Source organism: Streptomyces sp. NPDC048002, assembly GCF_040653275.1.
Classification (GTDB): Bacteria; Actinomycetota; Actinomycetes; order Streptomycetales; family Streptomycetaceae; genus Streptomyces.
Genome location: NZ_JBEZNL010000045.1, coordinates 1 through 22,668 on the forward strand (window position 1 = coordinate 1; position 22,668 = coordinate 22,668).

General features: G+C 71.2%; 21 protein-coding genes and 1 riboswitch. Of the genes, 11 read left to right on the forward strand and 10 right to left on the reverse strand.

The annotated features are described in order from the left end of the window. The 3 genes from AB0E07_RS34305 to AB0E07_RS34315 form a co-directional block, all read right to left on the reverse strand. Positions 1-743 (reverse strand): NADH-quinone oxidoreductase subunit C (locus tag AB0E07_RS34305; protein ID WP_362260860.1); only part of this gene is annotated, 743 nt, incomplete at its 3' end. Then, the gene (locus AB0E07_RS34310; protein ID WP_362260862.1) at positions 740-1,486 is read right to left on the reverse strand and encodes an NADH-quinone oxidoreductase subunit B family protein; all 747 of its coding nucleotides are present in this window, start codon (positions 1,484-1,486) and stop codon (positions 740-742) included. The genes AB0E07_RS34305 and AB0E07_RS34310, both read right to left, overlap by 4 nt. After that, positions 1,477-1,896 carry an NADH-quinone oxidoreductase subunit A gene (locus AB0E07_RS34315; RefSeq protein ID WP_362260864.1) on the reverse strand — a complete coding sequence of 140 codons (420 nt, stop codon included), beginning with the start codon at positions 1,894-1,896 and terminating at the stop codon, positions 1,477-1,479. Before AB0E07_RS34315 ends, AB0E07_RS34310 begins: the two co-directional genes overlap by 10 nt. A 190-nt stretch (positions 1,897-2,086) precedes the next feature. Here AB0E07_RS34315 and AB0E07_RS34320 point away from each other — a divergent pair, with 190 nt between their 5' ends. The 5 genes from AB0E07_RS34320 to AB0E07_RS34340 all read left to right on the forward strand — a co-directional run bounded on the left by AB0E07_RS34320 (position 2,087) and on the right by AB0E07_RS34340 (position 8,994). Then, on the forward strand, positions 2,087-3,307 hold the full coding sequence (locus AB0E07_RS34320; protein WP_362260866.1) for a sensor domain-containing protein: 1,221 nt from the start codon (positions 2,087-2,089) through the stop codon (positions 3,305-3,307). Between the two features lie 125 nt (positions 3,308-3,432). Then, positions 3,433-4,761, forward strand: a complete 1,329-nt coding sequence (locus AB0E07_RS34325) for a sensor domain-containing protein (protein WP_362260868.1) — start codon at positions 3,433-3,435, stop codon at positions 4,759-4,761. A 316-nt stretch (positions 4,762-5,077) separates the two neighbouring features. Continuing rightward, a complete protein-coding gene (locus AB0E07_RS34330; protein WP_362260964.1) occupies positions 5,078-5,737 on the forward strand; it encodes a response regulator transcription factor in 660 nt (219 codons plus the stop codon). Between the two features lie 256 nt (positions 5,738-5,993). Beyond that, positions 5,994-7,922 carry a 2-oxoacid:acceptor oxidoreductase subunit alpha gene (locus tag AB0E07_RS34335; RefSeq protein WP_362260870.1) on the forward strand — a complete coding sequence of 643 codons (1,929 nt, stop codon included), beginning with the start codon at positions 5,994-5,996 and terminating at the stop codon, positions 7,920-7,922. Beyond that, complete coding sequence (locus tag AB0E07_RS34340; protein ID WP_362260872.1) at positions 7,915-8,994, forward strand: 2-oxoacid:ferredoxin oxidoreductase subunit beta; 1,080 nt, start codon at positions 7,915-7,917, stop codon at positions 8,992-8,994. The genes AB0E07_RS34335 and AB0E07_RS34340 overlap by 8 nt, the downstream gene beginning before the upstream one ends. A gap of 81 nt (positions 8,995-9,075) precedes the next feature. Here AB0E07_RS34340 and AB0E07_RS34345 read toward each other — a convergent pair whose 3' ends face one another. Then, positions 9,076-9,474 carry a helix-turn-helix domain-containing protein gene (locus AB0E07_RS34345; RefSeq protein WP_362260874.1) on the reverse strand — a complete coding sequence of 133 codons (399 nt, stop codon included), beginning with the start codon at positions 9,472-9,474 and terminating at the stop codon, positions 9,076-9,078. An 89-nt stretch (positions 9,475-9,563) separates the two neighbouring features. Between AB0E07_RS34345 and AB0E07_RS34350 the strand changes: the two genes are divergently transcribed. The 3 genes from AB0E07_RS34350 (at position 9,564) to AB0E07_RS34360 (ending at position 12,076) form a co-directional block, all read left to right on the forward strand. Continuing rightward, the gene (locus AB0E07_RS34350; protein ID WP_362260876.1) at positions 9,564-10,418 is read left to right on the forward strand and encodes an SDR family oxidoreductase; all 855 of its coding nucleotides are present in this window, start codon (positions 9,564-9,566) and stop codon (positions 10,416-10,418) included. Positions 10,419-10,534: 116 nt separating this feature from the next. Next, a complete protein-coding gene (gene rarD, locus AB0E07_RS34355) occupies positions 10,535-11,539 on the forward strand; it encodes an EamA family transporter RarD (protein WP_362260878.1) in 1,005 nt (334 codons plus the stop codon). 54 nt (positions 11,540-11,593) lie between these two features. Continuing rightward, a complete protein-coding gene (locus tag AB0E07_RS34360; RefSeq protein WP_362260880.1) occupies positions 11,594-12,076 on the forward strand; it encodes a VOC family protein in 483 nt (160 codons plus the stop codon). Between the two features lie 75 nt (positions 12,077-12,151). Here AB0E07_RS34360 and AB0E07_RS34365 read toward each other — a convergent pair whose 3' ends face one another. Beyond that, positions 12,152-13,780, reverse strand: a complete 1,629-nt coding sequence (locus AB0E07_RS34365; protein ID WP_362260882.1) for a tetratricopeptide repeat protein — start codon at positions 13,778-13,780, stop codon at positions 12,152-12,154. 219 nt (positions 13,781-13,999) lie between these two features. On the opposite strand from AB0E07_RS34365, the gene AB0E07_RS34370 reads away from it, so the two are divergent. Next, positions 14,000-14,581: an NAD(P)H-dependent oxidoreductase gene (locus AB0E07_RS34370; protein ID WP_362260885.1), complete on the forward strand. Its 582-nt coding sequence runs from the start codon at positions 14,000-14,002 to the stop codon at positions 14,579-14,581. Positions 14,582-14,585: 4 nt separating this feature from the next. Here AB0E07_RS34370 and AB0E07_RS34375 read toward each other — a convergent pair whose 3' ends face one another. The 4 genes from AB0E07_RS34375 to AB0E07_RS34390 all read right to left on the reverse strand — a co-directional run bounded on the left by AB0E07_RS34375 (position 14,586) and on the right by AB0E07_RS34390 (position 18,956). Further along, positions 14,586-15,458, reverse strand: coding sequence for an ABC transporter permease (locus AB0E07_RS34375; protein ID WP_362260887.1), 873 nt, complete (start codon positions 15,456-15,458; stop codon positions 14,586-14,588). Further along, the gene (locus AB0E07_RS34380; RefSeq protein ID WP_362260888.1) at positions 15,445-16,425 is read right to left on the reverse strand and encodes an ABC transporter ATP-binding protein; all 981 of its coding nucleotides are present in this window, start codon (positions 16,423-16,425) and stop codon (positions 15,445-15,447) included. Before AB0E07_RS34380 ends, AB0E07_RS34375 begins: the two co-directional genes overlap by 14 nt. Positions 16,426-16,481: 56 nt before the next feature. Beyond that, positions 16,482-17,669: a DUF2092 domain-containing protein gene (locus AB0E07_RS34385; RefSeq protein WP_362260890.1), complete on the reverse strand. Its 1,188-nt coding sequence runs from the start codon at positions 17,667-17,669 to the stop codon at positions 16,482-16,484. A gap of 276 nt (positions 17,670-17,945) precedes the next feature. After that, complete coding sequence (locus AB0E07_RS34390; protein ID WP_362260892.1) at positions 17,946-18,956, reverse strand: polyprenyl synthetase family protein; 1,011 nt, start codon at positions 18,954-18,956, stop codon at positions 17,946-17,948. 556 nt (positions 18,957-19,512) lie between these two features. Next, positions 19,513-19,696, forward strand: a riboswitch (cyclic di-AMP (ydaO/yuaA leader). Positions 19,697-19,701: 5 nt separating this feature from the next. Between AB0E07_RS34390 and AB0E07_RS34395 the strand changes: the two genes are divergently transcribed. After that, the gene (locus tag AB0E07_RS34395) at positions 19,702-20,172 is read left to right on the forward strand and encodes a transglycosylase SLT domain-containing protein (protein ID WP_362260894.1); all 471 of its coding nucleotides are present in this window, start codon (positions 19,702-19,704) and stop codon (positions 20,170-20,172) included. Here AB0E07_RS34395 and AB0E07_RS34400 read toward each other — a convergent pair whose 3' ends face one another. Then, positions 20,173-20,988: an HAD family hydrolase gene (locus AB0E07_RS34400; RefSeq protein ID WP_362260896.1), complete on the reverse strand. Its 816-nt coding sequence runs from the start codon at positions 20,986-20,988 to the stop codon at positions 20,173-20,175. A 328-nt stretch (positions 20,989-21,316) separates the two neighbouring features. Here AB0E07_RS34400 and fahA point away from each other — a divergent pair, with 328 nt between their 5' ends. After that, entirely contained in the window at positions 21,317-22,531 is a 1,215-nt protein-coding gene (gene fahA / locus AB0E07_RS34405; protein WP_362260898.1) for a fumarylacetoacetase, read from the forward strand. Positions 22,532-22,668 lie beyond the last annotated feature (137 nt).

The window sequence follows — 22,668 nt, forward strand, 5'->3', positions numbered from 1 at the left end:
GCGACCTCCGGCGCAGCCGCCTCCGCCGCCTCCGTGGCCGCGCTCTGGCTCGCCGAGCCCTCCGTCACGGACCGGGTACGGCGTACGGGACGGTCCCCCGCGGCCGTGCCACGCGCCGGACGCTCGCCCGCCGCGCGGCCCGCTCCCCGGGCCGGACGGGCCGGGGCTGCGGGCAGTTGGCCCTTGAGCGGGCCCCACTCGTTGGGGTCGGGGACGCCGGGGGGAAGCATCTGGCGGCGCTTGGGGCCGCCGTGGTCGGACTCGCCGGGCTCCTTGGCGCCCGGCCATGCCTTGGCGACGCGCGCGGCGAGTACGAAGTCCTTGCGCAGGGGGTGTCCCTCGAAGGTCTCCGGGAGGAGGAGGTGGTCCAGTCCGGGGTGGCCCTCGAAGGTGACTCCGAACATTTCGTGCGTCTCGCGCTCGTGCCAGGCCGCCCCCGCGAAGACGGTGACCGCGGACTCCAGTACCGGGGCCTCGTGCGGCACCGTGGTGCGCAGGAGCAGTCGGCGTACCGGGGCCAGGGCTGCCACGTGGGCGGCCACGCGGAACCCGGTGCCGGGTTCGTCGACGGCGCTCAGCCAGTCGAAGTAGGTGCAGCCGAGTTCGTCACGCGCCGTGCGGAGCGCCGCGGTCCAGGACGCCGGCGGTACGTCGACGGTCAGGACCTCGTAGGACTCCTCGGCGGTGGCCCCCGTGCCGAACAGTTCCTCGGCGGTGGCCGGCAGCCAGCCGATCGTGGTCATCTCGCCTCCCCGGAGCCGGAGCCGGAAGCGGACTCGGAGTCAGCCCTGGACCCGGACTCAGACCCGGACCCGGACTCGGCCCCGGAACCCGGAGCGGATTCCCCCGCGGATCGGGAACTCGGCTCCCCGGCCGAGCCGTTGGAAGAAGCAGACCCTGACCCAGCCGCAGGCCCCTGCACCAGTCCGCTCTGCAACGCCGCCGCAGAAGGACGCGTCACCCCGTACCGCTCCCCCAGCGACTCCCGGGCGATCTTCTCCTGGAGCTTCAGGATGCCCTGGAGCAACGCCTCGGGGCGGGGCGGGCAGCCCGGTACGTAGACGTCCACCGGGATGATCTGGTCGACGCCCTTGGTGACCGCGTACGAATCCCAGTACGGGCCGCCGCAGTTGCTGCACGCGCCGAAGGAGATGACGTACTTCGGCTCGGGCATCTGCTCGTACAGGCGCTTGACCGCGGGTGCCATCTTGTCGGTGACCGTGCCGGATACGACCATCAGGTCGGCCTGGCGCGGGCCCGGCGCGAAGGGGATCACGCCGAGGCGGATGAAGTCGTGGCGGGCCATCGACGCCGCGATGAACTCGATCGCGCAGCAGGCGAGGCCGAAGTTGAAGACCCAGAGCGAGTAGCGACGGCCCCAGTTCAGGACCACCTTCATCGGCTCGGGCGCCAGTCGGGCGAGCGCGCCCAGCCGCTTCGGCTCCGGCAGCGGCACGGGCTCGGAAGGGGAGGGGGTCACGTCCATGCCAGGACGCCCTTCTTGTATGCGTACAGCAGCCCCACGGTCAGGAAGCCGAGGAAGATGAACATCTCGACGAGGGTGGTGGCGCCGTAACCGGGCGCGGCGAAGACCGTCGCCCAGGGGAACAGGAAGATCGAGTCCACGGCGAAGATCACGTAGAGGAAGGCGTAGACGTAGTAGCGGACCTGGGTGTGGGCCCAGCCCTCGCCGACGGGGTCGACGCCGCACTCGTACGTCATGAGTTTCTCGGGGGTCGGGACCACGGGGCGCAGCAGGCGCCCGGCCCCGAAGGCGACCGCGACGAACAGCACGCCGACCAGGGCGAGCAGTCCGACGACCGAGTAGGACTGGAAGTAATCCGCCGAGACGACGACACCCTTGTCCGCCGCGACGACGACGGTCGTTTCCGGCACGTCCGTCCCTCGCTCCCTGACCTCAGTGAACACAGCCGTTCGACGATCTATACGCACGGGAGTCTAGGCCCTGCTAAAGCGAGCGTAAGCAGCCTGTCACGGCTTGTGGGGCGTGGGTGGGGTTTTCCCCAGGGGAGCGCGGCGGTCCGCCTCATGGCGCGAGGGCGGCTCGACCGGCACGCTAGCCCATATGACCGAACGCCATCCGTCTCCCCAGCACGCCCCGAGGGGCGGCCGAGCCCAACGGGCGGACACCGCCGAGCCGCTGCCGCCGGCCCGTTTCGCGTACGACCGGCACACCTGGAAGGAGATCGCGCACCTCCTGGTGAACCTGCCGGCTTCCCTGTTCGGCTTCGTCTATGTGGTGACGATGCTGTGCACCGGGGTCGGGATGACGGTGACGGTGGTCGGTTTCCCGCTGCTCGCGCTGGGGCTGCTGGGCGCCCGGCAGCTGGGCAAGCTGGAGCGGGCGAGGGCCCGCGCGCTGCTCGGGGTGCGGGTGGACGAACCGAGCCCGTTGCGGCTGCGCGGCAGCCGCAACGGCTTCTTCGCACAGTTGTGGCTGATGCTGAAGGACCCGGTGGGCTGGCGCACGGTGCTCTACGACTTCATCCGGCTGCCGTGGGGCATCCTCACCTTCACCATCACGCTGACCTCGCTGTTCGTGCTGTGGCCGGTGCTGCCGTTCATCGCGCGGGGCCTCGCCAACGCGGACCGGGCGATGGTGCGCGGGCTGCTGTCCCCGTCGGACGAGTTGGAGCGCCGGATCGCCGAACTGGAGTCCGACCGGGGCGTGGTGGTCGACACCGCCGCCGCGGATCTGCGCCGGATCGAGCGCGATCTGCACGACGGGGCGCAGGCCCGGCTGGTGGCGCTGGCCATGGGGCTCGGTCTGGCCAAGGAGAAACTCCTGGAGGACCCGGACTACGCGGCCGCGATGGTGGCGGAGGCGCACGGCGAGGTGAAGCTCGCGCTCCAGGAGCTGCGGGATCTGGCCCGCGGGATCCATCCGGCGGTGCTGACCGACCGCGGCCTGGACGCGGCCCTGTCCTCGGTCGCCTCCCGGTGCACGGTGCCGGTGAAGGTGACGGTCGACGTGGAGGAGCGACCGGCCGCCGCGATCGAGGGCATCGCCTACTTCACCGTCTCCGAGCTGCTCCAGAACATCAGCAAGCACAGTGGCGCGCGCTCGGCCTCGGTGGAGGTCTGGCGGACGGACGACCGGTTGCTGCTCCAGGTCTGGGACGACGGACACGGGGGCGCGCGGCTGGACGCCGGGACCGGGATGCGCGGGCTCGCCGACCGGCTCGGCGCGGTGGACGGGCTGTTCGTCATCGACTCCCCGCAGGGCGGGCCCACCACGGTGACGGCCGAGCTGCCCTGGCGCGACCGGGTCCCGGAGCGGGGGTAGGGAAAACCCCCCTTCGAAGACGCCGGACGACTCCATGTCGCCGGGACCTGGGACGCAGGAGGGTGGAGGTACGCACCCGAGGTACGCACCCACCCGCAGGACACGAGCAGAAACGGACGACGTCGATGGCCATGGAGTACGGACAGGGGTACGGGCTCGACATGACGGAGCGGCACCGGCTGCCCGCCGGGCTGCGGGCACCGTTCGAGGCGCGGCACTGGCGGGAGCTGAGCTTCGTCCTGCTGAGCCTGCCGATCAGCGTCCTGTTCTTCACGTACGCGGTCACCATGGTGTCGCTGGGCGCGGGACTGCTGGTGACCTTCCTGGGGATCCCGGTGCTGGCGGCGGGTCTGGCCGGCTGCCGCGGGCTGGGCTCGCTGGAGCGGGCACGCGCGCGTGGGCTGCTGGATCTGGAGGTCTCCGAGCCGGAGCCGCTGCGGATGCGCGGGCGGGGTTTCATGGCGTGGATGGGCGCCGTGCTGAAGAGCGGCGTCTCCTGGCGCTCGCTGCTGTACGCGGTGCTCCAGCTGCCGTGGGCGACCTTCGCCTTCGTCGTCGCGGTGAACTTCTGGGTCATCGGCTGGACCCTGCTGACGTACCCCCTGTGGTTCTGGGTGTTCCCGCTGTACGGCGGCCAGGGCGGCATACAGCTCTACGGCGACGAGACGCACCGTATCTATCTCGACAACGCGTTCGAGATCACGGTGACGGCGCTGGTGGGACTGCTCTTCACGCTGGCCACGCCCTGGATCGTGCGGGCGCTGACGATGGTGGACCGGCTGCTGGTGCACGGGCTGCTCGGGCCGTCGCGGCTGGCGACGCGGGTGGTGGAGCTGGAGTCGGACCGCGGGGTCGTGGTCGACACGGCCGCCGCCGACCTGCGGCGCATCGAGCGGGATCTGCACGACGGGGCGCAGGCCAGGCTGGTGGCGCTGGCCATGGACCTGGGGCTGGCGAAGGAGAAGCTGGCCGAGGACCCGCAGGCCGCGGCGCGCATGGTGGACGAGGCGCACGGCGAGGTGAAGACGGCCCTTCAGGAACTGCGCGACCTGGCCCGTGGCATCCATCCGGCGGTGCTGACCGACCGGGGCCTGGACGCGGCCCTGTCCTCGGTGGCCTCCCGGTGCACGGTGCCGGTCGAGGTGCAGGTCGATCTGGCCCAGCGGCCGGTGCCCGCCATCGAGGGCATCGCCTATTTCACCGTCTCCGAGCTGCTCCAGAACATCAGCAAGCACGCGCGGGCCACCTGGGCGGGCGTGGACGTCTGGCGGGTGGAGAACCGGCTGATGATCCAGGTGGTGGACAACGGCGTCGGCGGCGCGGACACCTCGGCCGGCTCGGGTCTCGCGGGTCTCACGGAACGGCTGGACGCGGTGGACGGGATCCTGGTCGTGGACTCGCCGGCCGGTGGTCCCACCCGAATCACGGCCGAGCTGCCCTGGCGGGCGGTGTAGCGCCTCTCGCTCTCCGTGTCCGTCTCCCGGGTTCCGGCCCGGGCGGCGGACACTTTCGCGCGTCCGGGCGGACACGTTCGGGCCGTCCGGGCGGACACGTTCGGGCCGTCCGGGCGGACGTTTGCGCGTGCCGCGGGTGCCCCCGCCCGTCGGACGTTCCCCGCCGGTCACGGGTGCCCGGAAATCGGCAGGCCAGGTTATCCACAGGCCCGGTGAGGAAAGGCCGATCGCGGGATACTGAGGAGCCGTGGGGCAAGGCCGGGGACAACCGGCCGAGGACAACAGGCTCGGGGGGCCGGACGTCGTGGAGGACAAGGTGCGGGTGGTTATCGCCGAGGACTCAGTGCTGCTCAGGGAGGGCCTGACCCGGTTGCTGACCGACCGCGGGCACGAGGTGGTCGCCGGCGTCGGCGACGGAGAAGCGCTGGTCAAGACGATCACGGACCTGGACGCGCAGGGCGCACTGCCGGACGTCGTGGTCGCGGACGTACGGATGCCGCCGACCCATACCGACGAAGGGGTCCGGGCCGCAGTGCAACTGCGCAAGGCCCATCCGGGACTCGGTGTGCTCGTGCTGTCACAGTACGTGGAGGAGCGCTACGCCACCGAACTGCTGGCCGGTTCCAGCCGTGGTGTGGGGTATCTGCTCAAGGACCGGGTGGCCGAGGTCCGGGAGTTCGTCGACGCGGTGGTGCGGGTCGCCGAGGGAGGCACCGCGCTGGACCCGGAGGTGGTGGCGCAGCTGCTGGGGCGCAGCCGCAAGCAGGACGTGCTGGCGGGGCTCACCCCGCGGGAGCGGGAGGTACTGGGACTGATGGCCGAGGGGCGGACCAACTCCGCCATCGCCCGTCAACTCGTGGTCAGCGACGGGGCGGTGGAGAAGCATGTCAGCAATATCTTCCTGAAGCTCGGACTGTCCCCGAGCGACGGGGACCACCGGCGGGTCCTGGCGGTGCTGACCTACCTGAACTCATGACGAACTGACACTGTGTCAGCCAGGGTCGACGGGTGCCGCCGGCCGGAGAACCACACCACGAGCGGGGAGCGTCTTCACAGAGAGCGTCGGGGGGCTCGTAAATCATGACAAGTCAGGGTGGCAAAGCGTCTCAAAACCGTGTCCGTCATGCGAATGGCCCGGGGAATGCGACCTTTACGGACGTAGGGTTGATCCTGTGGGGAGGGCCTGCGGGAAGGCCCCTCCCCGACAGCCGCCTCGAGGGAGGTCCAGTTCAGTGACCAGCCAGGTCAGCAGCCCAGCGGAGCAGGCCGACGAAGCAGTAGTGGGAGAACAGCGCAATCCGGCGACGGGCAAGGACGTCCGCCGGCTGGACCGGGTGATCATCCGGTTCGCGGGGGACTCGGGTGACGGTATGCAGCTCACCGGTGACCGGTTCACCTCGGAAACGGCATCCTTCGGCAACGACCTTTCGACGCTGCCGAACTTCCCCGCCGAGATCCGCGCTCCCGCCGGGACCCTGCCCGGCGTCTCCTCCTTCCAGTTGCACTTCGCCGACCACGACATCCTCACTCCGGGCGACGCACCGAACGTGCTGGTCGCGATGAACCCGGCGGCCCTGAAGGCGAACGTCCAGGACCTGCCGCGCGGCGCGGAGATCATCGTCAACACCGACGAGTTCACCAAACGGGCGATGCAGAAGGTGGGCTACTCCTCCTCGCCCTTGGAGGACGGCTCGTTGGACGGCTACCACCTGCATCCGGTGCCGCTGACGACACTGACGGTGGAGGCCCTCAAGGAATTCGACCTGTCCCGCAAGGAGGCCGAGCGCAGCAAGAACATGTTCGCGCTCGGCCTCTTGTCATGGATGTACCACCGGCCCACCGAGGGCACGGAGAAGTTCCTGAGGTCGAAGTTCGCCAAGAAGCCGGAGATCGCGGCGGCGAACCTCGCGGCGTTCCGCGCGGGCTGGAACTTCGGTGAGACGACGGAGGACTTCGCGGTCTCCTACGAGGTCGCGCCGGCCGCCAAGGCGTTCCCCGTCGGCACCTATCGGAACATCTCCGGGAACCTGGCGCTCTCCTACGGCCTGGTCGCCGCCTCCCGGCAGGCGGATCTGCCGCTGTTCCTGGGCTCGTACCCCATCACCCCGGCCTCCGACATCCTCCATGAGCTGAGCCGGCACAAGAACTTCGGAGTGCGGACCTTCCAGGCCGAGGACGAGATCGCCGGTATCGGGGCGGCGTTGGGGGCGGCGTTCGGCGGTTCGCTCGCGGTGACCACCACCTCCGGTCCCGGTGTGGCGCTGAAGTCGGAGACGATCGGCCTCGCGGTGTCGCTGGAGCTGCCGCTGCTGGTGGTGGACATCCAGCGGGGCGGCCCGTCGACCGGTCTGCCGACCAAGACGGAACAGGCGGACCTGCTCCAGGCGATGTACGGCCGCAACGGCGAGGCCCCGGTGCCGATCGTGGCGCCGCGGACACCGGCGGACTGCTTCGACGCGGCCCTGGAGGCGGCCCGTATCGCGCTGACGTACCGGACTCCGGTGTTCCTGCTCTCCGACGGCTACCTGGCCAACGGGAGCGAGCCCTGGCGCATCCCGGAGCTGGACGAACTCCCTGACCTCCAGGTGCAGTTCGCGCAGGGGCCGAACCACGTGCTGGAGGACGGCAGCGAGGTCTTCTGGCCGTACAAGCGCGACCCGCAGACGCTCGCCCGGCCCTGGGCCGTGCCCGGCACGCCCGGTCTGGAGCACCGCATCGGCGGCATCGAGAAGGAGGACGGCACGGGGAACATCTCCTACGCCCCCGCCAACCACGACTTCATGGTGCGCACCCGGCAGGCGAAGATCGACGGCATCGACGTGCCGGACCTGGCGGTCGACGACCCGGACGAGGCCGACACCCTGGTCCTGGGCTGGGGTTCGACGTACGGCCCGATCACCGCGGCCGTCCGCAGGCTGCGCACCGCCGGGCACCGCATCGCGCAGGCTCATCTGCGGCACCTCAACCCCTTCCCGCGCAATCTCGGTGACGTTCTGGGGCGCTACGACCGCGTCGTCGTCCCCGAGATGAACCTGGGTCAGCTCGCCACGCTGATCCGGGCCAAGTACCTGGTGGACGCCCACTCGTACAACCAGGTCAACGGAATGCCGTTCAAGGCCGAACAGCTCGCAACGGCTCTGAAGGAGGCCATCGATGGCTGAGACGTCCAGGGAAGGCACGGGCACGGTCGAGGCGCTCTCGCTCGTTCCCAAGGCCGAGGCCAGGCAGTCCATGAAGGACTTCAAGTCCGATCAGGAGGTGCGCTGGTGCCCGGGGTGCGGTGACTACGCGATTCTGGCGGCGGTGCAGGGCTTCATGCCCGAACTGGGCCTGGCGCGCGAGAACATCGTGTTCGTCTCGGGCATCGGCTGCTCCTCGCGCTTCCCGTACTACATGAACACGTACGGGATGCACTCGATCCACGGCCGTGCGCCCGCCATCGCCACCGGGCTGGCCGCCAGCCGCCGCGATCTGTCGGTGTGGGTGGTGACCGGGGACGGAGACGCGCTGTCCATCGGCGGCAACCACCTCATCCACGCCCTGCGCCGGAACGTCAACCTCAAGATCCTGCTGTTCAACAACCGGATCTACGGTCTGACCAAGGGTCAGTACTCCCCCACCAGCGAGGTCGGGAAGGTCACCAAGTCGACGCCGATGGGCTCGCTGGACGCGCCGTTCAACCCGGTGTCGCTGGCGATCGGGGCGGAGGCGTCCTTCGTCGCCCGCACCGTGGACTCCGACCGCAAGCACCTCACCGAGGTGCTGCGCCGGGCCGCTGCCCATCCGGGCACCGCGCTGGTGGAGATCTACCAGAACTGCAACATCTTCAACGACGGCGCCTTCGACGTCCTCAAGGACCGGCAGCAGGCCGAGGAGGCGGTGATCCGGCTGGAGCACGGCGAGCCGATCCGGTTCGGCGCCGACGGTGCGCGGGGTGTGGTCCGGGACCGTGCGACGGGCGATCTGAAGGTGGTCACGGTGACGTCGGAGAACGAGGGGGAGATCCTGGTCCACGACGCGCACTCCGCGTCGCCCACGACCGCCTTCGCGCTCTCCCGCCTCGCCGACCCGGACACGCTGCACCACACCCCGATCGGGGTCTTCCGCAGCGTGGACCGGCCGGTCTACGACACGCAGATGGGCGAGCAGTTGGACGCGGCCATCGAGCAGAACGGCAAGGGCGACCTCGCGGCACTGCTGGCCGGCGGCGACACATGGACGGTCGTCGGCTGACCACCGTGCCGGACAGCGGGAATGGGCCCGGTCACCTCGGAGGTGACCGGGCCCTCGCCGACTCGACCTCGCCGACTCTCCCTAGCCGCGGGCCTTCTCCGCGTCGTACCGCTCCCGGGCCTCCCGCACGTCGGCCATCCGGACCTGCGTCCACTCCGCCAGCCCCCGTACCTGTTCCGCCGCCTCGCGGCCCAGGTCGGTGAGGGAGTAGTCGACGCGGGGTGGGATGACCGGCTTGGCGTCGCGGTGGATCATGCCGTCGCGTTCCAGGGTCTGCAGGGTCTGGGTGAGCATCTTCTCGCTCACCGGACGGACCCGGCCGATCGCCCGGCGCAGCTCACTGAAGCGGTGGGGGCGCTCCAGCAGACCGATCAGGACGAGCACACCCCAGCGGCTGGTGACATGCTCCAGCACCAGCCGGTAGGGACACATGGTCTCACCGTCGGGCTTCCATTCCTGCTCCGTGACACTTACCACCATGGAAGTACCTTACTTCAAAGTGGGTACTTTCCAGAAGTTAGTACTCCTCCTACGGTGAGTACCAGACCACCCCACGAGGAGTTTTCATCATGAGCATCGTCGTCACCGGAGCCACCGGACACCTGGGCCGCCACGTGGTGGAGCAGTTGCTCGACCGGGTGCCGGCCGACCGGATCACCGCCGTCGTCCGCACCCCGGAGAAGGCCGCCGACCTCGCCGAACGCGGGGTGCGCATCGCGGTCGCCGACTACAACGCGCCCGAGACCTTCGACGGCCTGTTCGCGGCCGGCGACAAGGTGCTGCTGATCTCCGGCAACGAGTTCGACAAGGGCCGCGTCGCCCAGCACCAGGTGGTCATCGACGCAGCCAAGGCGGCAGGTGTCGCGCTGCTCGCCTACACCAGCGCCCCGGGCAGCCTGACGGCCGCGCTCGCCGACGACCACCGCGGCACCGAGAAGGCGCTCACCGCCTCCGGCGTCCCCTACGTGCTGCTGCGCAACGGCTGGTACCACGAGAACTACACCGAGAACCTCGCCCCCGTCCTGGAGCACGGCGCCGTCGTGTCCGCCGCCGGAGAGGGCCGGGTCTCCTCCGCCTCACGCGCCGACTACGCCGCGGCCGCCGTCGCCGTGCTCACCGGCGAGGGGCACGAGAACCGGACGTACGAACTGGGCGGCGACGAGGCGTGGAGCTTCGCGGAGTACGCCGCCGAGGTGGGCCGGCAGACCGGCCGGGAGATCGCGTACAACGCCGTCTCCGGGGAGGTCATGAAGGGCATCCTCACCGGCTCCGGCATGCCCGAGATGTTCGCCGACGTCCTCGTCGGCGTCGACGCCTCGATGGCCAAGGGCGAACTGGTCGTCTCCTCCGGGGATCTGTCCCGGCTGGCGGAGCGTCCGACGACGCCGTTCGCCGAGGCCGTCGCCGCGGCCGTCAAGGGCTGACGGCCCGCTCGGGACCCACACCCTCGGGTGTCATGACCGTATGGCGATACGGGCATGACAGCCGAGGGCGATCGGCGCTACCTTCTTCCCGGCGAGTACGACCAGAGGGAGGGCCCGTGAGCGGGAAGCCGAGGGGCGAGCGGCACATAGGACTGCTGAACGGCTTCGCGGCTTATGGGATGTGGGGGCTGTTCCCTCTGTTCTTCCCGCTGCTCAAGCCCGCCGACCCCTTCGAGGTGCTGGCCCACCGGATGGTGTGGTCGCTCGTCGTGGTCGTCCTGGCCCTGCTGGTCGTACGGCGGTGGCGGTGGGCCGCCGAGCTGCTGCGGCAGCCGAGGCGCCTGGCGCTGATCGCGGTCGCCTCGGCCGTGATCGCCGTGAACTGGGGCGTCTACATCTGGGCCGTGAACAACGACCGGGTCGTCGAAGCCTCCCTCGGCTACTTCATCAACCCGCTGGTCACCATCGCGATGGGCGTCCTGCTGCTGAAGGAACGGCTCCGGCCGGTGCAGTGGGCCGCCGTCGGGGTCGGCTTCGCCGCGGTCCTGGTCCTCACCGTCGGCTACGGCCGTCCCCCGTGGATCTCCCTCGTGCTGGCCTTCTCCTTCGCCACCTACGGTCTGGTCAAGAAGAAGGTCAACCTCGGCGGCCTGGAGTCGCTGGCCGCGGAGACCTCGATCCAGTTCCTGCCGGCGCTGGCCTATCTGCTGTGGCTGTCGGCCGACGGCGGCTCCACCTTCACCACCGAGGGACCGGGCCACGCGGTGCTGCTGGCCATGACCGGGCTCATCACCGCGCTGCCGCTGGTCTGCTTCGGAGCGGCCGCGATCCGCGTGCCGCTGTCCACCCTGGGCCTGTTGCAGTACCTGGCGCCCGTCTTCCAGTTCCTGCTGGGCATCCTCTACTTCCACGAGGCCATGCCCGCCGAGCGCTGGGCCGGGTTCGCGCTCGTCTGGCTGGCGCTGACGCTGCTCACCGCCGACGCCTGGCGCTCGGCACGGGCCGCGCGGGTCACCCGGTCCCTGCGGGCCGAGATGGTCAGCCCCACCGCCGCCGCCGGCCCCGTAGGAGACGCCGACAAGGTGGCCTCGGGGCCCGATCCGGTGGACGCCAGGCCGTAGCGTCCGCGCCCCGCCGACGCGGTTCTGTCAGTGGCGGCGGCTATAAGTGACGGCATGACGCAGAGCCCTGAAACCGCATCAGCACCCGCTCCGCTGCACTGGAAGCTCGTCGTCGACTGCGCCGAGCCGCAGTCCCAGGCGGACTTCTGGGCCGCCGCGCTGCGCTACGAGGTCGAGGACAACGGCGCGTTCATCGAACGGCTGCTGGAACTCGGCGCGCTGCCGCGCGCGGCCACCGTCGAGTTCCATGCCCGGCTCGCCTTCCGGGACCTGGTCGGCGTACGACATCCCGAGGACCCCTACGACGAGGACAGCGGGACCGGCCTCGGGCGCCGGGTGCTGTTCCAGCGCGTACCGGAGGAGAAGACGGTCAAGAACCGGCTCCATCTCGATCTGCACACCCCGTCCGGACAGCGGGAGGCCGAGGTCGCGCGGCTGGGTGAGCTGGGCGCGAGCGTCCTGCGGGAGGTCGCGGAGCCGTCCGGATCCTGGGTGGTGATGGCGGACCCGGAGGGCAACGAGTTCTGTGTGCACTGAGGTGCCACGCGTTGTGCGTGCCCTGACGTGCCACGGCCCGGCCGGGACCCCATGGCCCAGCCGGGGCGCCGCGGTCTAGCCGGGGCTCCGGGCGGCGTCGGCGGCCCGCGCGGTGAGGCGGTCCATGCGGGCGTGCGCCGACTCCAGCTGCTCGGAGTCCTCGGCGGCCGGGCCGCCCTCCGCCACCAGTTCCTCCCACAGCGCGATCAGGTCCCGGCCGAAGCGAAGGCCGGACTCGGGATCGCGTACGCCACGCCAAGCGGTCGCCGCGCTCATGACGTTGCCGTAGGCCGACTCGGCGTCCCGGGATCGGTGGTGCGTGCGTGCCAGGTCGAGGGAGAGGGCGAAGGCGCGGGCCGGTTCGCCGCTCAGGTAGGCGATGTAGGCGCTCAGCTCGCGGAGGCGCAGCACCTCGGGGTGGTCCGGGCCGAGCGTGCCGGTCGACTCGGTCACGGTGCGTTCCGCGAGTTCCGCCGCGTCCTGGGTACGGCCCTGCCGGACCGCCTCGTTGATCCGGGCGACCGGTTCCGCGAGGAGCGCGGTGCCGCGGGGCGGGGTCTCGTCGCCCAGCACCGCCTCGGCCACGGCGTCGAAACCCCGGGGCGGCGTGGGCGCCTTCGGACTCACGTCGGATCCCGAGGCGTAGGCCGGGCCCATGGGCGGGGTCTGCGTACGGGCGGGCGTGGGGGTCCGCCGGGAACCGGAGGTGGTGGCGGGCGCCGGGGGTGGGGTCGGGGTCGAGGGTCGGGCGGCCGGTGATGCGGTCGGGATCGGCTTGGGCGGCGGGGGCGGCTCGTCGAGGTGGGGGCGGACCTGGGTGACCGGGCGGGTGTAGGCCCCGACGTGGGAGTGGGCGCCGGGAGGGGTCGCCGGGTGCACGTTCATCACCGGCGGCGGTCCGAACACGCCCGTGGGCGGGGCCACCGTGCCGGGCGCCGCGCCCGGTCCGGACGACGGGGGAGAGGCCGGAGCGGGGTGGTCGGCCGACGGCGGAGAGGCCGGAGCGAGGTGGTCGGCCGACGACAGAGAAGCCGGAACACGGTGGTCGGCCGACAACGGAGAAGCCGGAACACGGTCGGCCGACAACGGAGAGGCCGGAGCACGGCGGTCGGCCGACGACAGAGAAGCCGGAACACGGTGGTCGGCCGACGACGGAAAGGCAGGCTCGGAGCCCGGCAGCGGGCGCCGGAGATGGGTGGGGCTGTCCCGGCGAGCGGGGGCCGTCGGCTCGGGTGCGGCCGCCCCCGGCGAGGACGTCCCCGAGAAGGCCGGTCCGACCGGGCCCTGGGGGGCCACACCCGCCGCAGGCACCCCCGATGGGCGCACCCCCGGCGCGACCGGAAGAGTCGTGTCCTCCGGGTCCCCCGTCAGTTCGCTCGATCCGTCCAGGTTCACGCGGAGCGGTACGGCGTAGCCGGTCCGGTCGTCCCGGATCGTGGCGAACACGGGGCGGCCGGCGGCGAGCGCGACGCGATGCAGATGGCGCAGCACCGCCTGCTGGATCTCCTGCCCGGCGGCAGCCACGACAGGGACACCGTCCACCGAGGCGCGGCCGGGGCCACCCGCGGGGACGCGGACCTCGATCGGAGCGGTGCCGTCGGCACCCGCGACCACGGGCGCGGGCGCGGCGGGAACCACGGGGTCCTCGACAGCGGCGGGATGCGCGATCCCGTCCTGTCGTCCCCGTCCCCCCTGCCCACCCATCGCCCGATTCTCCGCACGGCTGAGTCGAGTCATCGGTTCCTCACTCGCTGGCAACACCTACGTCGAGTGTCTCCGCCGGCCCCCCTCCCACACGTCACCGGCGCGTCACAGCCTCGTTCCAGGACCTCACCCCCCGTGACTCGACAAATGCTTGCGTACGCATATAATGCAGATGCAGTTTGTTCGCGTACGCCGACCAATCGCATCCCTGGGGGACCCATGACCCGCCGTTTCCTGTTCGTCCTCGGCAGTAGCCGCCCCGACGGCAACACCGAACTGCTCGCCCGCCGCGCCGCCGAACAGCTCCCCGCGGACGTCGAGCAGCAGTGGGTCGAGCTGGCCGCGCACCCGCTGCCGGACTTCGTGGACCTGCGCCACGACAGCGACCACGTCCGCGCGACGGAGGGCGACACGGCCCTGCTGCTGGACGCCACCCTCGCGGCCACCGACATCGTGATCGCGTCCCCGCTGTACTGGTACTCGGTCTCAGCCCACACCAAGCGCTACCTCGACTACTGGTCCGGCTGGCTGCGCACCCCCGGCCTGGACTTCAAGGCGACGATGGCCGGGCGCACCCTCTGGGGCGTCACCGCCTTCGCCGACCACGAACCGGCCGTCGCCGACCCGCTGGTCGGCACGCTCAACAACTCGGCCGCCTACCTGGGGATGCGCTTCGGCGGGGTGCTGCTCGGCAACGGCAGCAAGCCCGGCGACGTACTGAAGGACACGGAGGCGCTGGCCCGCGCCAAGACGTTCTTCCAGGGCGAGACCCCCCTCGCGCGGTTCCCGCACGAGGGCTGACGGCTCAGGCGGTGATGTCCTTCGCCATGAACCGCGCCCAGGCCGCCGTGCCGAACACCCCGGCGTACAGGGCCTGGAGACCGAGGTTCCTGACCAGGTCGTCCCAGTAGACGGGTTCGCGCATCAGGTCGGCGAAGGACAGCCAGTAGTGCGAGAACAGGTACGGGTGGATCGCGTGCAGCTGGGGGATCTGGTCGAGGATCTGGACGGTGATCAGCAGCCCCACCGTCGTCGCCATCGCCGCGATGCCGCTGTTGGTCAGGGTCGACACGAAGAGGCCGAGGGCCGCCACCCCGGTCAGTGAGGCGGCGACGACCAGCGCGATCAGCAGGGCGCGGCCCAGTCCCTCGGCGAAGCTGATCCGGGTTCCGGAGATCGTGGTCAGCTCGCCCAGCGGGAAGAGCAGCGCGCCGACCGTCAGCGCCGAGACCGCGACCGTCAGCGTGGCCAGCAGACAGAAGGCCATGGTGGTCGTGTACTTGGTGAGCAGCAGCCGGGTGCGGCCGGCGGGGGCGACCAGGAGGTAGCGCAGGGTGCCCGCGTTGGCCTCGCCGGCGACGGCGTCGCCCGCGACCACCCCGACGGCCATCGGCAGGAAGAACGGCAGGGTGGCGGCGAGGGCGGTGAACACCAGGAACAGGCCGTTGTTGGTGATCTGCGCGATGAACGCGGGTCCTTCGCCGCCGCCTCCCCCGCCGACCGATCCGCCGTCCCCGGTCTCGATCCGGACGGCGACGCCGACCAGGACCGGAACGGCGGCCAGCACCCCCAGCAGGGCGAGGGTGCGCCAGCGGATCAGCGTCGTGCGCAGCTCGCTGCGCAGCAGGCCGAACGTCCACAACGGGCTTGCCGGACGGACCGGTTCAGCGTGCGACATCGAAACCCTCTCCGGTCAGTGCCACGAACGCGTCCTCCAGCGATGCCCGCTCCACGCCGAAACCGCGGACGCGGACGCCCGCGGTCACCAGGGCCGCGTTGAGTTCCGCGGGATCGCGGTCGGGGGGCTCTGCGGTGACCCGGTCCTCGGTGACGACGACGTCGGCGGCGCCCTGTTCCTTCAGGATCCGGGCGGCGTCGGTGGTGTCGGGCGTGGTGACGGAGAGCCGGCCGCGCATCCCGGCCGCCAGCTCGCCGACCGCGCCCTGGGTGACGAGCCGGCCCTGGGTCATCACGGCCACATGCGTGCACACCTGCTCGATCTCGTCGAGCAGGTGCGAGGAGAGGAAGACGGTGGTGCCGTCGGAGGCCAACTCGCGTATCAGGGAGCGGATCTCGCGCATGCCCTGCGGGTCGAGGCCGTTGGTCGGCTCGTCCAGCACCAGCAACCGGCGCGGCTGGAGCAGGGCGGAGGCCAGCCCCAGGCGCTGCTTCATGCCGAGCGAGTACGCCTTGGCCTTCTTGCCCGCGGCGGCCGTCAGGCCCACCCGGTCCAGTGCCGCCGCCACGCGTCGGCCGCGGGTGCGGGGGTCGGCGGTGGGGTCGGCGGCGTCGTAGCGCAGGAGGTTGTCGCGGCCGGAGAGGAAGCCGTAGAGCGCGGGGCCCTCGATCAGGGCGCCGACGTGCGGCAGGACGGACCGGGTGGCGCGGGGCATGGGGCGGCCGAGCACCCGGGCGGTGCCGGAGGTGGGTTCGATCAGGCCCATCAGCATGCGGATCGTGGTGGTCTTGCCGGAGCCGTTGGGGCCCAGGAAGCCGAAGACGCTGCCCGCCGGGACGGTCAGATCGAGTCCGTCGACGGCGAGCTGTCCGCCGCGGTAGCGCTTGGTGAGCGCGCGGGTGACGATCACTCCGTCACCCGCGCGAGGCCCTTCGGGCGCCGGCTCCGCGGCGGACGTCTCTGTCATGGGTGCCTTACTACCCGTCCTTCACGGTGCCTCGCCACCATTCCGTCATGGACGCCCTACTGCCCGGCGTCGGCGGCCTTGACCAGCGCGTCCTTGGTGACCGCGCCGACGTAGACCGTTCCGTCCTCGGTGATGAGGGCGTTGACCAGGCGGGTCTTGAAGACCGTGCCCTCGCCGAACTCTCCCTTCACCTTGTCCCCGAGCGAGTCCATGAAGCCGCCCAGGTCGCCGCCGACCTCGGAGCCGGAGGGGATGCCCTCACCGCCGGTGTCCAGGACGGCGATGGAGTTCCAGCCCTCGCCGATGACCTTCGGCTCGCTCTCCGGGGCCCGCTCGGGCGCCTTGGAATGCTTCTCCTCGGGGGCCTCGAACTCGCCCTCCTCGGTGACCTTCGCGCCCTTGGGCGGGCTGAAGTCGAAGGTCGAGGCGGCCGGCTTGGCGAAGCTGACCTGGGTGAAGCCCGCGTCCACCACGGCGGCGCCGCCGCTCGCCGGGGTCAGCGTGAACTTCAGCGGCATCCCGGTCCCGGCGTCCACGGCGACGGTGATCTGGCCGACCGTGGTGCCGGACTGCTTGGGTTTGATGACGAGGCGGTAGGCGTCCCGTCCCGCGACGTGCGCGGTGCCGTCGACGGTGACGGACGTGGTGTCGTCGACCGCCTTCAGGGCCTCCTCGGTGAGGTCCTTGGGCGTGGCCGGGACCTCCTTCTGGCGCTCGGCACTCTCGTCGGCGGTGCCGTGGAAGACCTCGTTGGACGCGCTGTCGTAGCCCCAGACGTCCTTGCCGTTGTGGATCAGGCTGTACTCGGCGGCGTTCTCCAGCACCGAGAGCTTCTGCCGGTCGGGGCCGTCGGCGGCGACGCGCAGCGTGTGCGTACCGGAGACCAGCTCGGTGAGCTTGGCCGACGGGTCGGCGGCCGAACCGTCCCCGGAGTCCATCGCCCCGGACGCCAGCGAGCCCCCGAGCCCGCCGAGGTCGGGCAGCCCCAGATCGGTGCTGATCTTCACCGTCCCGGACAGCTGCTGTACGTCGGACGCGGCGATCTTCTCGATGAGCCGCTGCGCGCTGATCTCCGGCAGGTCGGGGTCGCCGGAGTCGGCGAGCGCCGGGACCAGGCCGATGGTCGCCGCCGCCACGCCCACCACCGCCACGGGGACGACGTACCGCGCCGCCTTGCGCCGCCCCGATCGCAGGTCGTCGGTCTCGTCCCCGGTCGTGCTGTCGTCGGATCCGTACGGTGCCATGTGTGCCTTACCTCCGTCGTCGGCGGCGGCCTGCCAACTCCCGTGCGTCCAGCCCGTAGCCGCCATTCTCACCCGAATCGGTGAGGAGTGGTGTTTTCCGTAGTCACCATCTGACCAAATCGGCGGCGACGAAGCGTCAGACCCCGGACTCAACTCCGTGTACACCTGCGGTATGACACGAGAGGGCGGCACCTCCCCCGACCCGTAGGGGTCGCGAGCGGCACCGCCCTCTCAGGGCCGGTGGCCGGCCCTGGACGTACGGAGGGGTCCGGGCGGTCAGCCCGCCCGGTGGACCACGGCGTCGCACAGCTCCATGAGGGACGCCTTCGCGTCGCACTCGGGGAGCGGCGCCAGGGCGGCGCGCGCGTCCTGCGCGTAGCGCACGGTGTCGCGGCGGGCCTGCTCCAGCGCCGGGTGCGCCCGGAGCGCGGCGAGGGCCTCGGCGTGGCGGGTGTCGTCGGTCAGGTCGGAGTCGAGCAGCTCGCAGAGCGCGATGTCCTCGGCGAGGCCCAGCCGCTCCGCCCGCTCCCGCAGCCGCAGCACCGGCAGGGTCGCGATGCCCTCGCGCAGGTCCGTGCCCGGGGTCTTCCCCGACTCGTGGGAGTCGGAGGCGATGTCCAGCACGTCGTCGGCGAGCTGGAAGGCGACCCCGAGCCGCTCGCCGTACTGGGTGAGCACGTCCACGACCGTCTCGTCGGCCCCCGACATCATCGCGCCGAAGCGGCAGGACACGGCCACCAGGGAGCCCGTCTTGCCGCCCAGCACGTCGAGGTAGTGGCTGACGGGGTCGCGGCCGTCCTGCGGGCCCGCCGTCTCCAGGATCTGGCCGGTGACCAGCCGCTCGAACGCCTCGGCCTGCACCCGGACCGCCTCCGGGCCGAGGTCGGCGAGGATGTGCGACGCGCGGGCGAAGAGGAAGTCCCCGGTGAGGACGGCGACGGAGTTGCCCCAGCGGGTGTTCGCGCTGTCCACCCCGCGCCGGACGTCGGCCTCGTCCATCACGTCGTCGTGGTAGAGCGTCGCCAGGTGGGTCAGCTCCACCACCACGGCCGACGGCACGATCCCCGGCGCGTACGGGTCGCCGAACTGCGCGGCGAGCATCACGAGCAGCGGCCGGAACCGCTTCCCGCCCGCGCGCACGAGATGCTGGGCGGCCTCGGTGATGAAGGGGACCTCGCTCTTGGTGGCCTCGAGCAGTCCCTCCTCGACAGCCGCCATCCCGGCCTGGACATCGGCTTCCAGAGCCTGGTCCCGCACGCTCAGCCCGAACGGCCCGACGACGGTCACGAGGGGTCTCCTGTCTGCTGGTGTCTTCCGGCGATTACGCGGTTTGTCGATAGGTCGCTGCCTTCACTCAAGTCAGCGTATCCGGTCAGGTTTCGATCACCGATGCCGCCCGCCGGTCCACGACGGGCGGTATCGGATCATGGCGTCCATGTTTTTTGATCACCCGATAAGACCCGATATCGACCGACTTACGCGGCCACGGTGGAGTCCGCCTCGAATCGAGGCCGATCGGCGCACCCTCCGGAACACCTTCCGGCACGCCCTCCAGCCCTGCGAACGAGTCGGCGATAAAACACCATTGAGCCTATTGCCCGATTTGATACTCCTTGCGCGCACGCGTGACTTGACTCACGCACATCCACCCACAGCCCGTCCGCAGAATCACGCCGACATGCGTCCCCCGCTTCCCAGTTGAGCCTTGGCGACAGCAAACGATCATTTGCCCCACACCCCCCGATGAAGATCAAAACCCTGGATATGTGAATCCGCTACTTGTTTCGGACATGCGCTCTCGCATACGTTCCCGGCCTGTCGGGCGGACGCCGAATCCTGCCGCCGCCCGATTCCACCGAATTTTCTTCGTACGGCAGGAGCGGGGGACCCACAGGTAAGCCGCCGGACCGGACGTCCTCGGACGCGCCGGAACGGCTCGGGGTGCAGTCGCGTGTCCTTCGGGGTGCGCGGCCGGGCAGCTCCCGCCCGAACCCGACAGCTCACCTCGCAGGCGCCGGAGAGGAACACAGTCATGCCTGCTGCCGCTCAGCGCCGCACCCGTATCGCCCGCAAGCTCGCCGTCATCGGCACCGGAGCCGCCGTACTGGCGCTCCCGCTCATCGGCTCCACCACCGCCTCCGCGGCCACCCCGACGGTCACCACGGCCACCTCGCTCGGGTACTCCAACACCCTCGACGGCTGGATCCGCGCCTCCCTCCAGGTCATGGCGGAGAAGGGGATCCCCGGCACCTACAACGGGATCTACCGCAACGTCATCCGGGAGTCCTCGGGCAACCAGTACGCGATCAACAACTGGGACTCCAACGCCGCCGCCGGCACCCCGTCCAAGGGCCTGCTCCAGGTGATCGACCCGACCTTCCGGGCCTACCACGTGGCCGGCACCTCGTGGGACCCGTACGACCCGGTCGCCAACATCACCGCCGCCTGCAACTACGCGGCCCAGCGGTACGGCTCGATCGACAACGTCTTCGGCGCCTACTGATCAGACGCCCCGCGGGAAGAGTCTTTCGAGGACGACGGCGATGCCGTCGTCCTCGTTCGACGTGGTGACCTCGTCCGCCACCGCCTTGAGTTCGGGGTGGGCGTTGGCCATCGCCACCCCGTGGGCCGCCCAGTCGAACATCGGGATGTCGTTGGGCATGTCGCCGAAGGCGATGGTCCGCTCCGGGCCGAGGCCCAGATGGTCGGCGGCCAGCGCCAGGCCCGTCGCCTTGGTGATGCCGCACGGCTGAAGCTCGACGGTCCCGGGTCCCGACATGGTGACCGTGGCCAGCGAGCCCACCACCGTGCGCGCCGTCGCCGCCAACTCGTCGTCGGACAGCTCCGGATGGCGCAGCAGCACCTTGCTGATCGGCTCGCACCACAGATCGTCGCGGCGCCCGACCCGCACCGCGGGCAGGGTGGGGTGCGGCATCAGATAGCCGGGCTCGATCAGCGTCAGCCCGTCGACGCCGTCCTGGTCGACCGCGGCGTAGACCTGACCCACCTCGGCCTCGATCTTGCCGAGCGCGGTCTCCGCCAGCTCCCGGTCCAGGGTGACGGACCACAGCAGTCGGTCCGCGCCGGCGTCGTACACCTGCGCGCCCTGCCCGCACACCGCGAGCCCCCCGCGGCCCAGGTCCTCCAGGAGCGGCCGGACCCGGGGAGCCGGGCGGCCGGTCACCACCAGATGCCGGGCTCCGGACTCCGCCACCCGCGCGAGCGCGGCGTACGACCGGTCGGAGAGCGTGTCGTCGCCACGGAGCAGCGTGCCGTCCAGGTCGGTGGCGACAAGTGAATATGCGAGGGGTGCGGCCATGATCAGAGAATACGGACAGGACGCGCTCCCGACTCAAGCGGGAACCGGCCGAGCACGAGTCCACCGGACCCCGCCAACTCCCCTGCCGCCGCACGGCGTTCGCCCGGGGACCGGAACGGACCGCGGCGGAGTTGGAGTGCGGCTCGCACGACGGCCGACCGCGGGCGACTCGGCGGCCGCTTCTTCGGCCTCCTCGCCGGCCTCCTCCCCTGCCTCCTCCCCTGCCGACGGCACCGCACCATACGCACTGCCCAAGACGGGTGCCCCACCCGTAACGTGTGCGGCGACGACACGGACCCGTGGCACGCACGAGAGTGAGGCAGTACCCATGCCCCCCTTTGATGTCCCCGAGGGCGACCCCTTCGGCCCGCACAACCTTCCGTACGGTGTCTTCTCCGTCCCCGGCGACGACAGCGGGCGGCGGGTCGGCGTACGGCTCGGCGATCACGTCCTCGACGCGGGCGCGGCCGCGCTGGCGCTGGGCTCCCCGTACTCCTCCCTGCTGGCCCGGCCCACGCTGAACCCGCTGCTGGCCGCCGGCCGCACCGCCTGGTCCGACGTGCGCCGCGCGCTGACGGCCTGGGTCACCGTCCCGTCCCACCGGGAGACCATCGAGCCGCTGTTCCACCCGCTCTCCTCGGTGACCCTGCACCTGCCCTTCGAGGTCGCGGACTACGTCGACTTCTACGCCTCCGAGAACCACGCCCGCAACGTCGGCCAGATCTTCCGCCCGGACGCGGCGGACTCCCTCACCCCGAACTGGAAGCACCTCCCGATCGGCTACCACGGCCGCTCCGGCACCGTCGTGGTCTCCGGCACGGACGTCGTACGGCCCTCGGGCCAGCGCAAGGCACCCACCGACGCGGCCCCGGTCTTCGGCCCCTCGGTCCGCCTGGACATCGAGGCCGAGGTCGGTTTCGTGGTGGGCGCGCCCTCGGCGATGGGCAGCCCGGTCGCCCTCGCCGACTTCCGCGAGCACGTCTTCGGCCTGTGCCTGCTCAACGACTGGTCCGCGCGGGACGTCCAGGCCTGGGAGTACGTCCCCCTCGGCCCGTTCCTCGGCAAGTCCTTCGCCACCTCGGTGTCGGCGTGGATCACCCCGCTGGACGCCCTCGACGCGGCCCGTGTGGCGCCGCCGGAGCGCACCCACGCACTGCTTCCCTACCTGGACGACGCGTCCGAGGAACCCGGCGGCTACGACCTGCGCATCACGGTCTCCCTCAACGGCCATGTGATCTCCGAACCCCCCTTCTCCACGATGTACTGGACCGCCGCCCAGCAGCTGGCCCACATGACGGTCAACGGCGCCTCCCTGCGCACCGGCGACCTCTACGGCTCCGGCACCGTCAGCGGCCCGGCGGAACACGAGCGCGGCTCCCTGCTGGAGCTGACCTGGAACGGCCGCGACGCCCTCGAACTCCCCGACGGCAAGCGGACCTTCCTGGAGGACGGCGACGTGGTGACCCTGTCGGCCTGGGCGCGGGGCACGGACGGCTCCCGGGTGGGGCTCGGCGAGGTCACCGGACGCGTGGTGTCCGGCTGACCCCTCGGGCTCGCCCCCGCTGAAGAGCAGCGGTCCGCAGGGGAGTTGAGGCTCGTGGCCGACTCCCCCGGGCCGCTACCCGGCCGGTCCCGGTCCTGCCGCGGGTGGTTCCCGACCACTGCCGTGCACCGTCCGCC

Excerpts from the sequence above, each read along its gene's own strand:
- fahA (WP_362260898.1), top strand. The coding sequence starts at position 21,317 with ATGCCCCCCTTTGATGTCCCCGAGGGCGACCCCTTCGGCCCGCACAAC.
- AB0E07_RS34350 (WP_362260876.1), top strand. The coding sequence starts at position 9,564 with ATGAGCATCGTCGTCACCGGAGCCACCGGACACCTGGGCCGCCACGTG.
- AB0E07_RS34375 (WP_362260887.1), bottom strand. The coding sequence starts at position 15,458 with ATGTCGCACGCTGAACCGGTCCGTCCGGCAAGCCCGTTGTGGACGTTC.
- AB0E07_RS34320 (WP_362260866.1), top strand. The coding sequence starts at position 2,087 with ATGACCGAACGCCATCCGTCTCCCCAGCACGCCCCGAGGGGCGGCCGA.
- AB0E07_RS34345 (WP_362260874.1), bottom strand. The coding sequence starts at position 9,474 with ATGGTGGTAAGTGTCACGGAGCAGGAATGGAAGCCCGACGGTGAGACC.
- AB0E07_RS34325 (WP_362260868.1), top strand. The coding sequence starts at position 3,433 with ATGGCCATGGAGTACGGACAGGGGTACGGGCTCGACATGACGGAGCGG.
- AB0E07_RS34340 (WP_362260872.1), top strand. The coding sequence starts at position 7,915 with ATGGCTGAGACGTCCAGGGAAGGCACGGGCACGGTCGAGGCGCTCTCG.
- AB0E07_RS34385 (WP_362260890.1), bottom strand. The coding sequence starts at position 17,669 with ATGGCACCGTACGGATCCGACGACAGCACGACCGGGGACGAGACCGAC.
- AB0E07_RS34360 (WP_362260880.1), top strand. The coding sequence starts at position 11,594 with ATGACGCAGAGCCCTGAAACCGCATCAGCACCCGCTCCGCTGCACTGG.
- AB0E07_RS34365 (WP_362260882.1), bottom strand. The coding sequence starts at position 13,780 with ATGGGTGGGCAGGGGGGACGGGGACGACAGGACGGGATCGCGCATCCC.
- AB0E07_RS34310 (WP_362260862.1), bottom strand. The coding sequence starts at position 1,486 with ATGGACGTGACCCCCTCCCCTTCCGAGCCCGTGCCGCTGCCGGAGCCG.
- AB0E07_RS34395 (WP_362260894.1), top strand. The coding sequence starts at position 19,702 with ATGCCTGCTGCCGCTCAGCGCCGCACCCGTATCGCCCGCAAGCTCGCC.
- AB0E07_RS34370 (WP_362260885.1), top strand. The coding sequence starts at position 14,000 with ATGACCCGCCGTTTCCTGTTCGTCCTCGGCAGTAGCCGCCCCGACGGC.
- AB0E07_RS34400 (WP_362260896.1), bottom strand. The coding sequence starts at position 20,988 with ATGGCCGCACCCCTCGCATATTCACTTGTCGCCACCGACCTGGACGGC.
- AB0E07_RS34380 (WP_362260888.1), bottom strand. The coding sequence starts at position 16,425 with ATGACAGAGACGTCCGCCGCGGAGCCGGCGCCCGAAGGGCCTCGCGCG.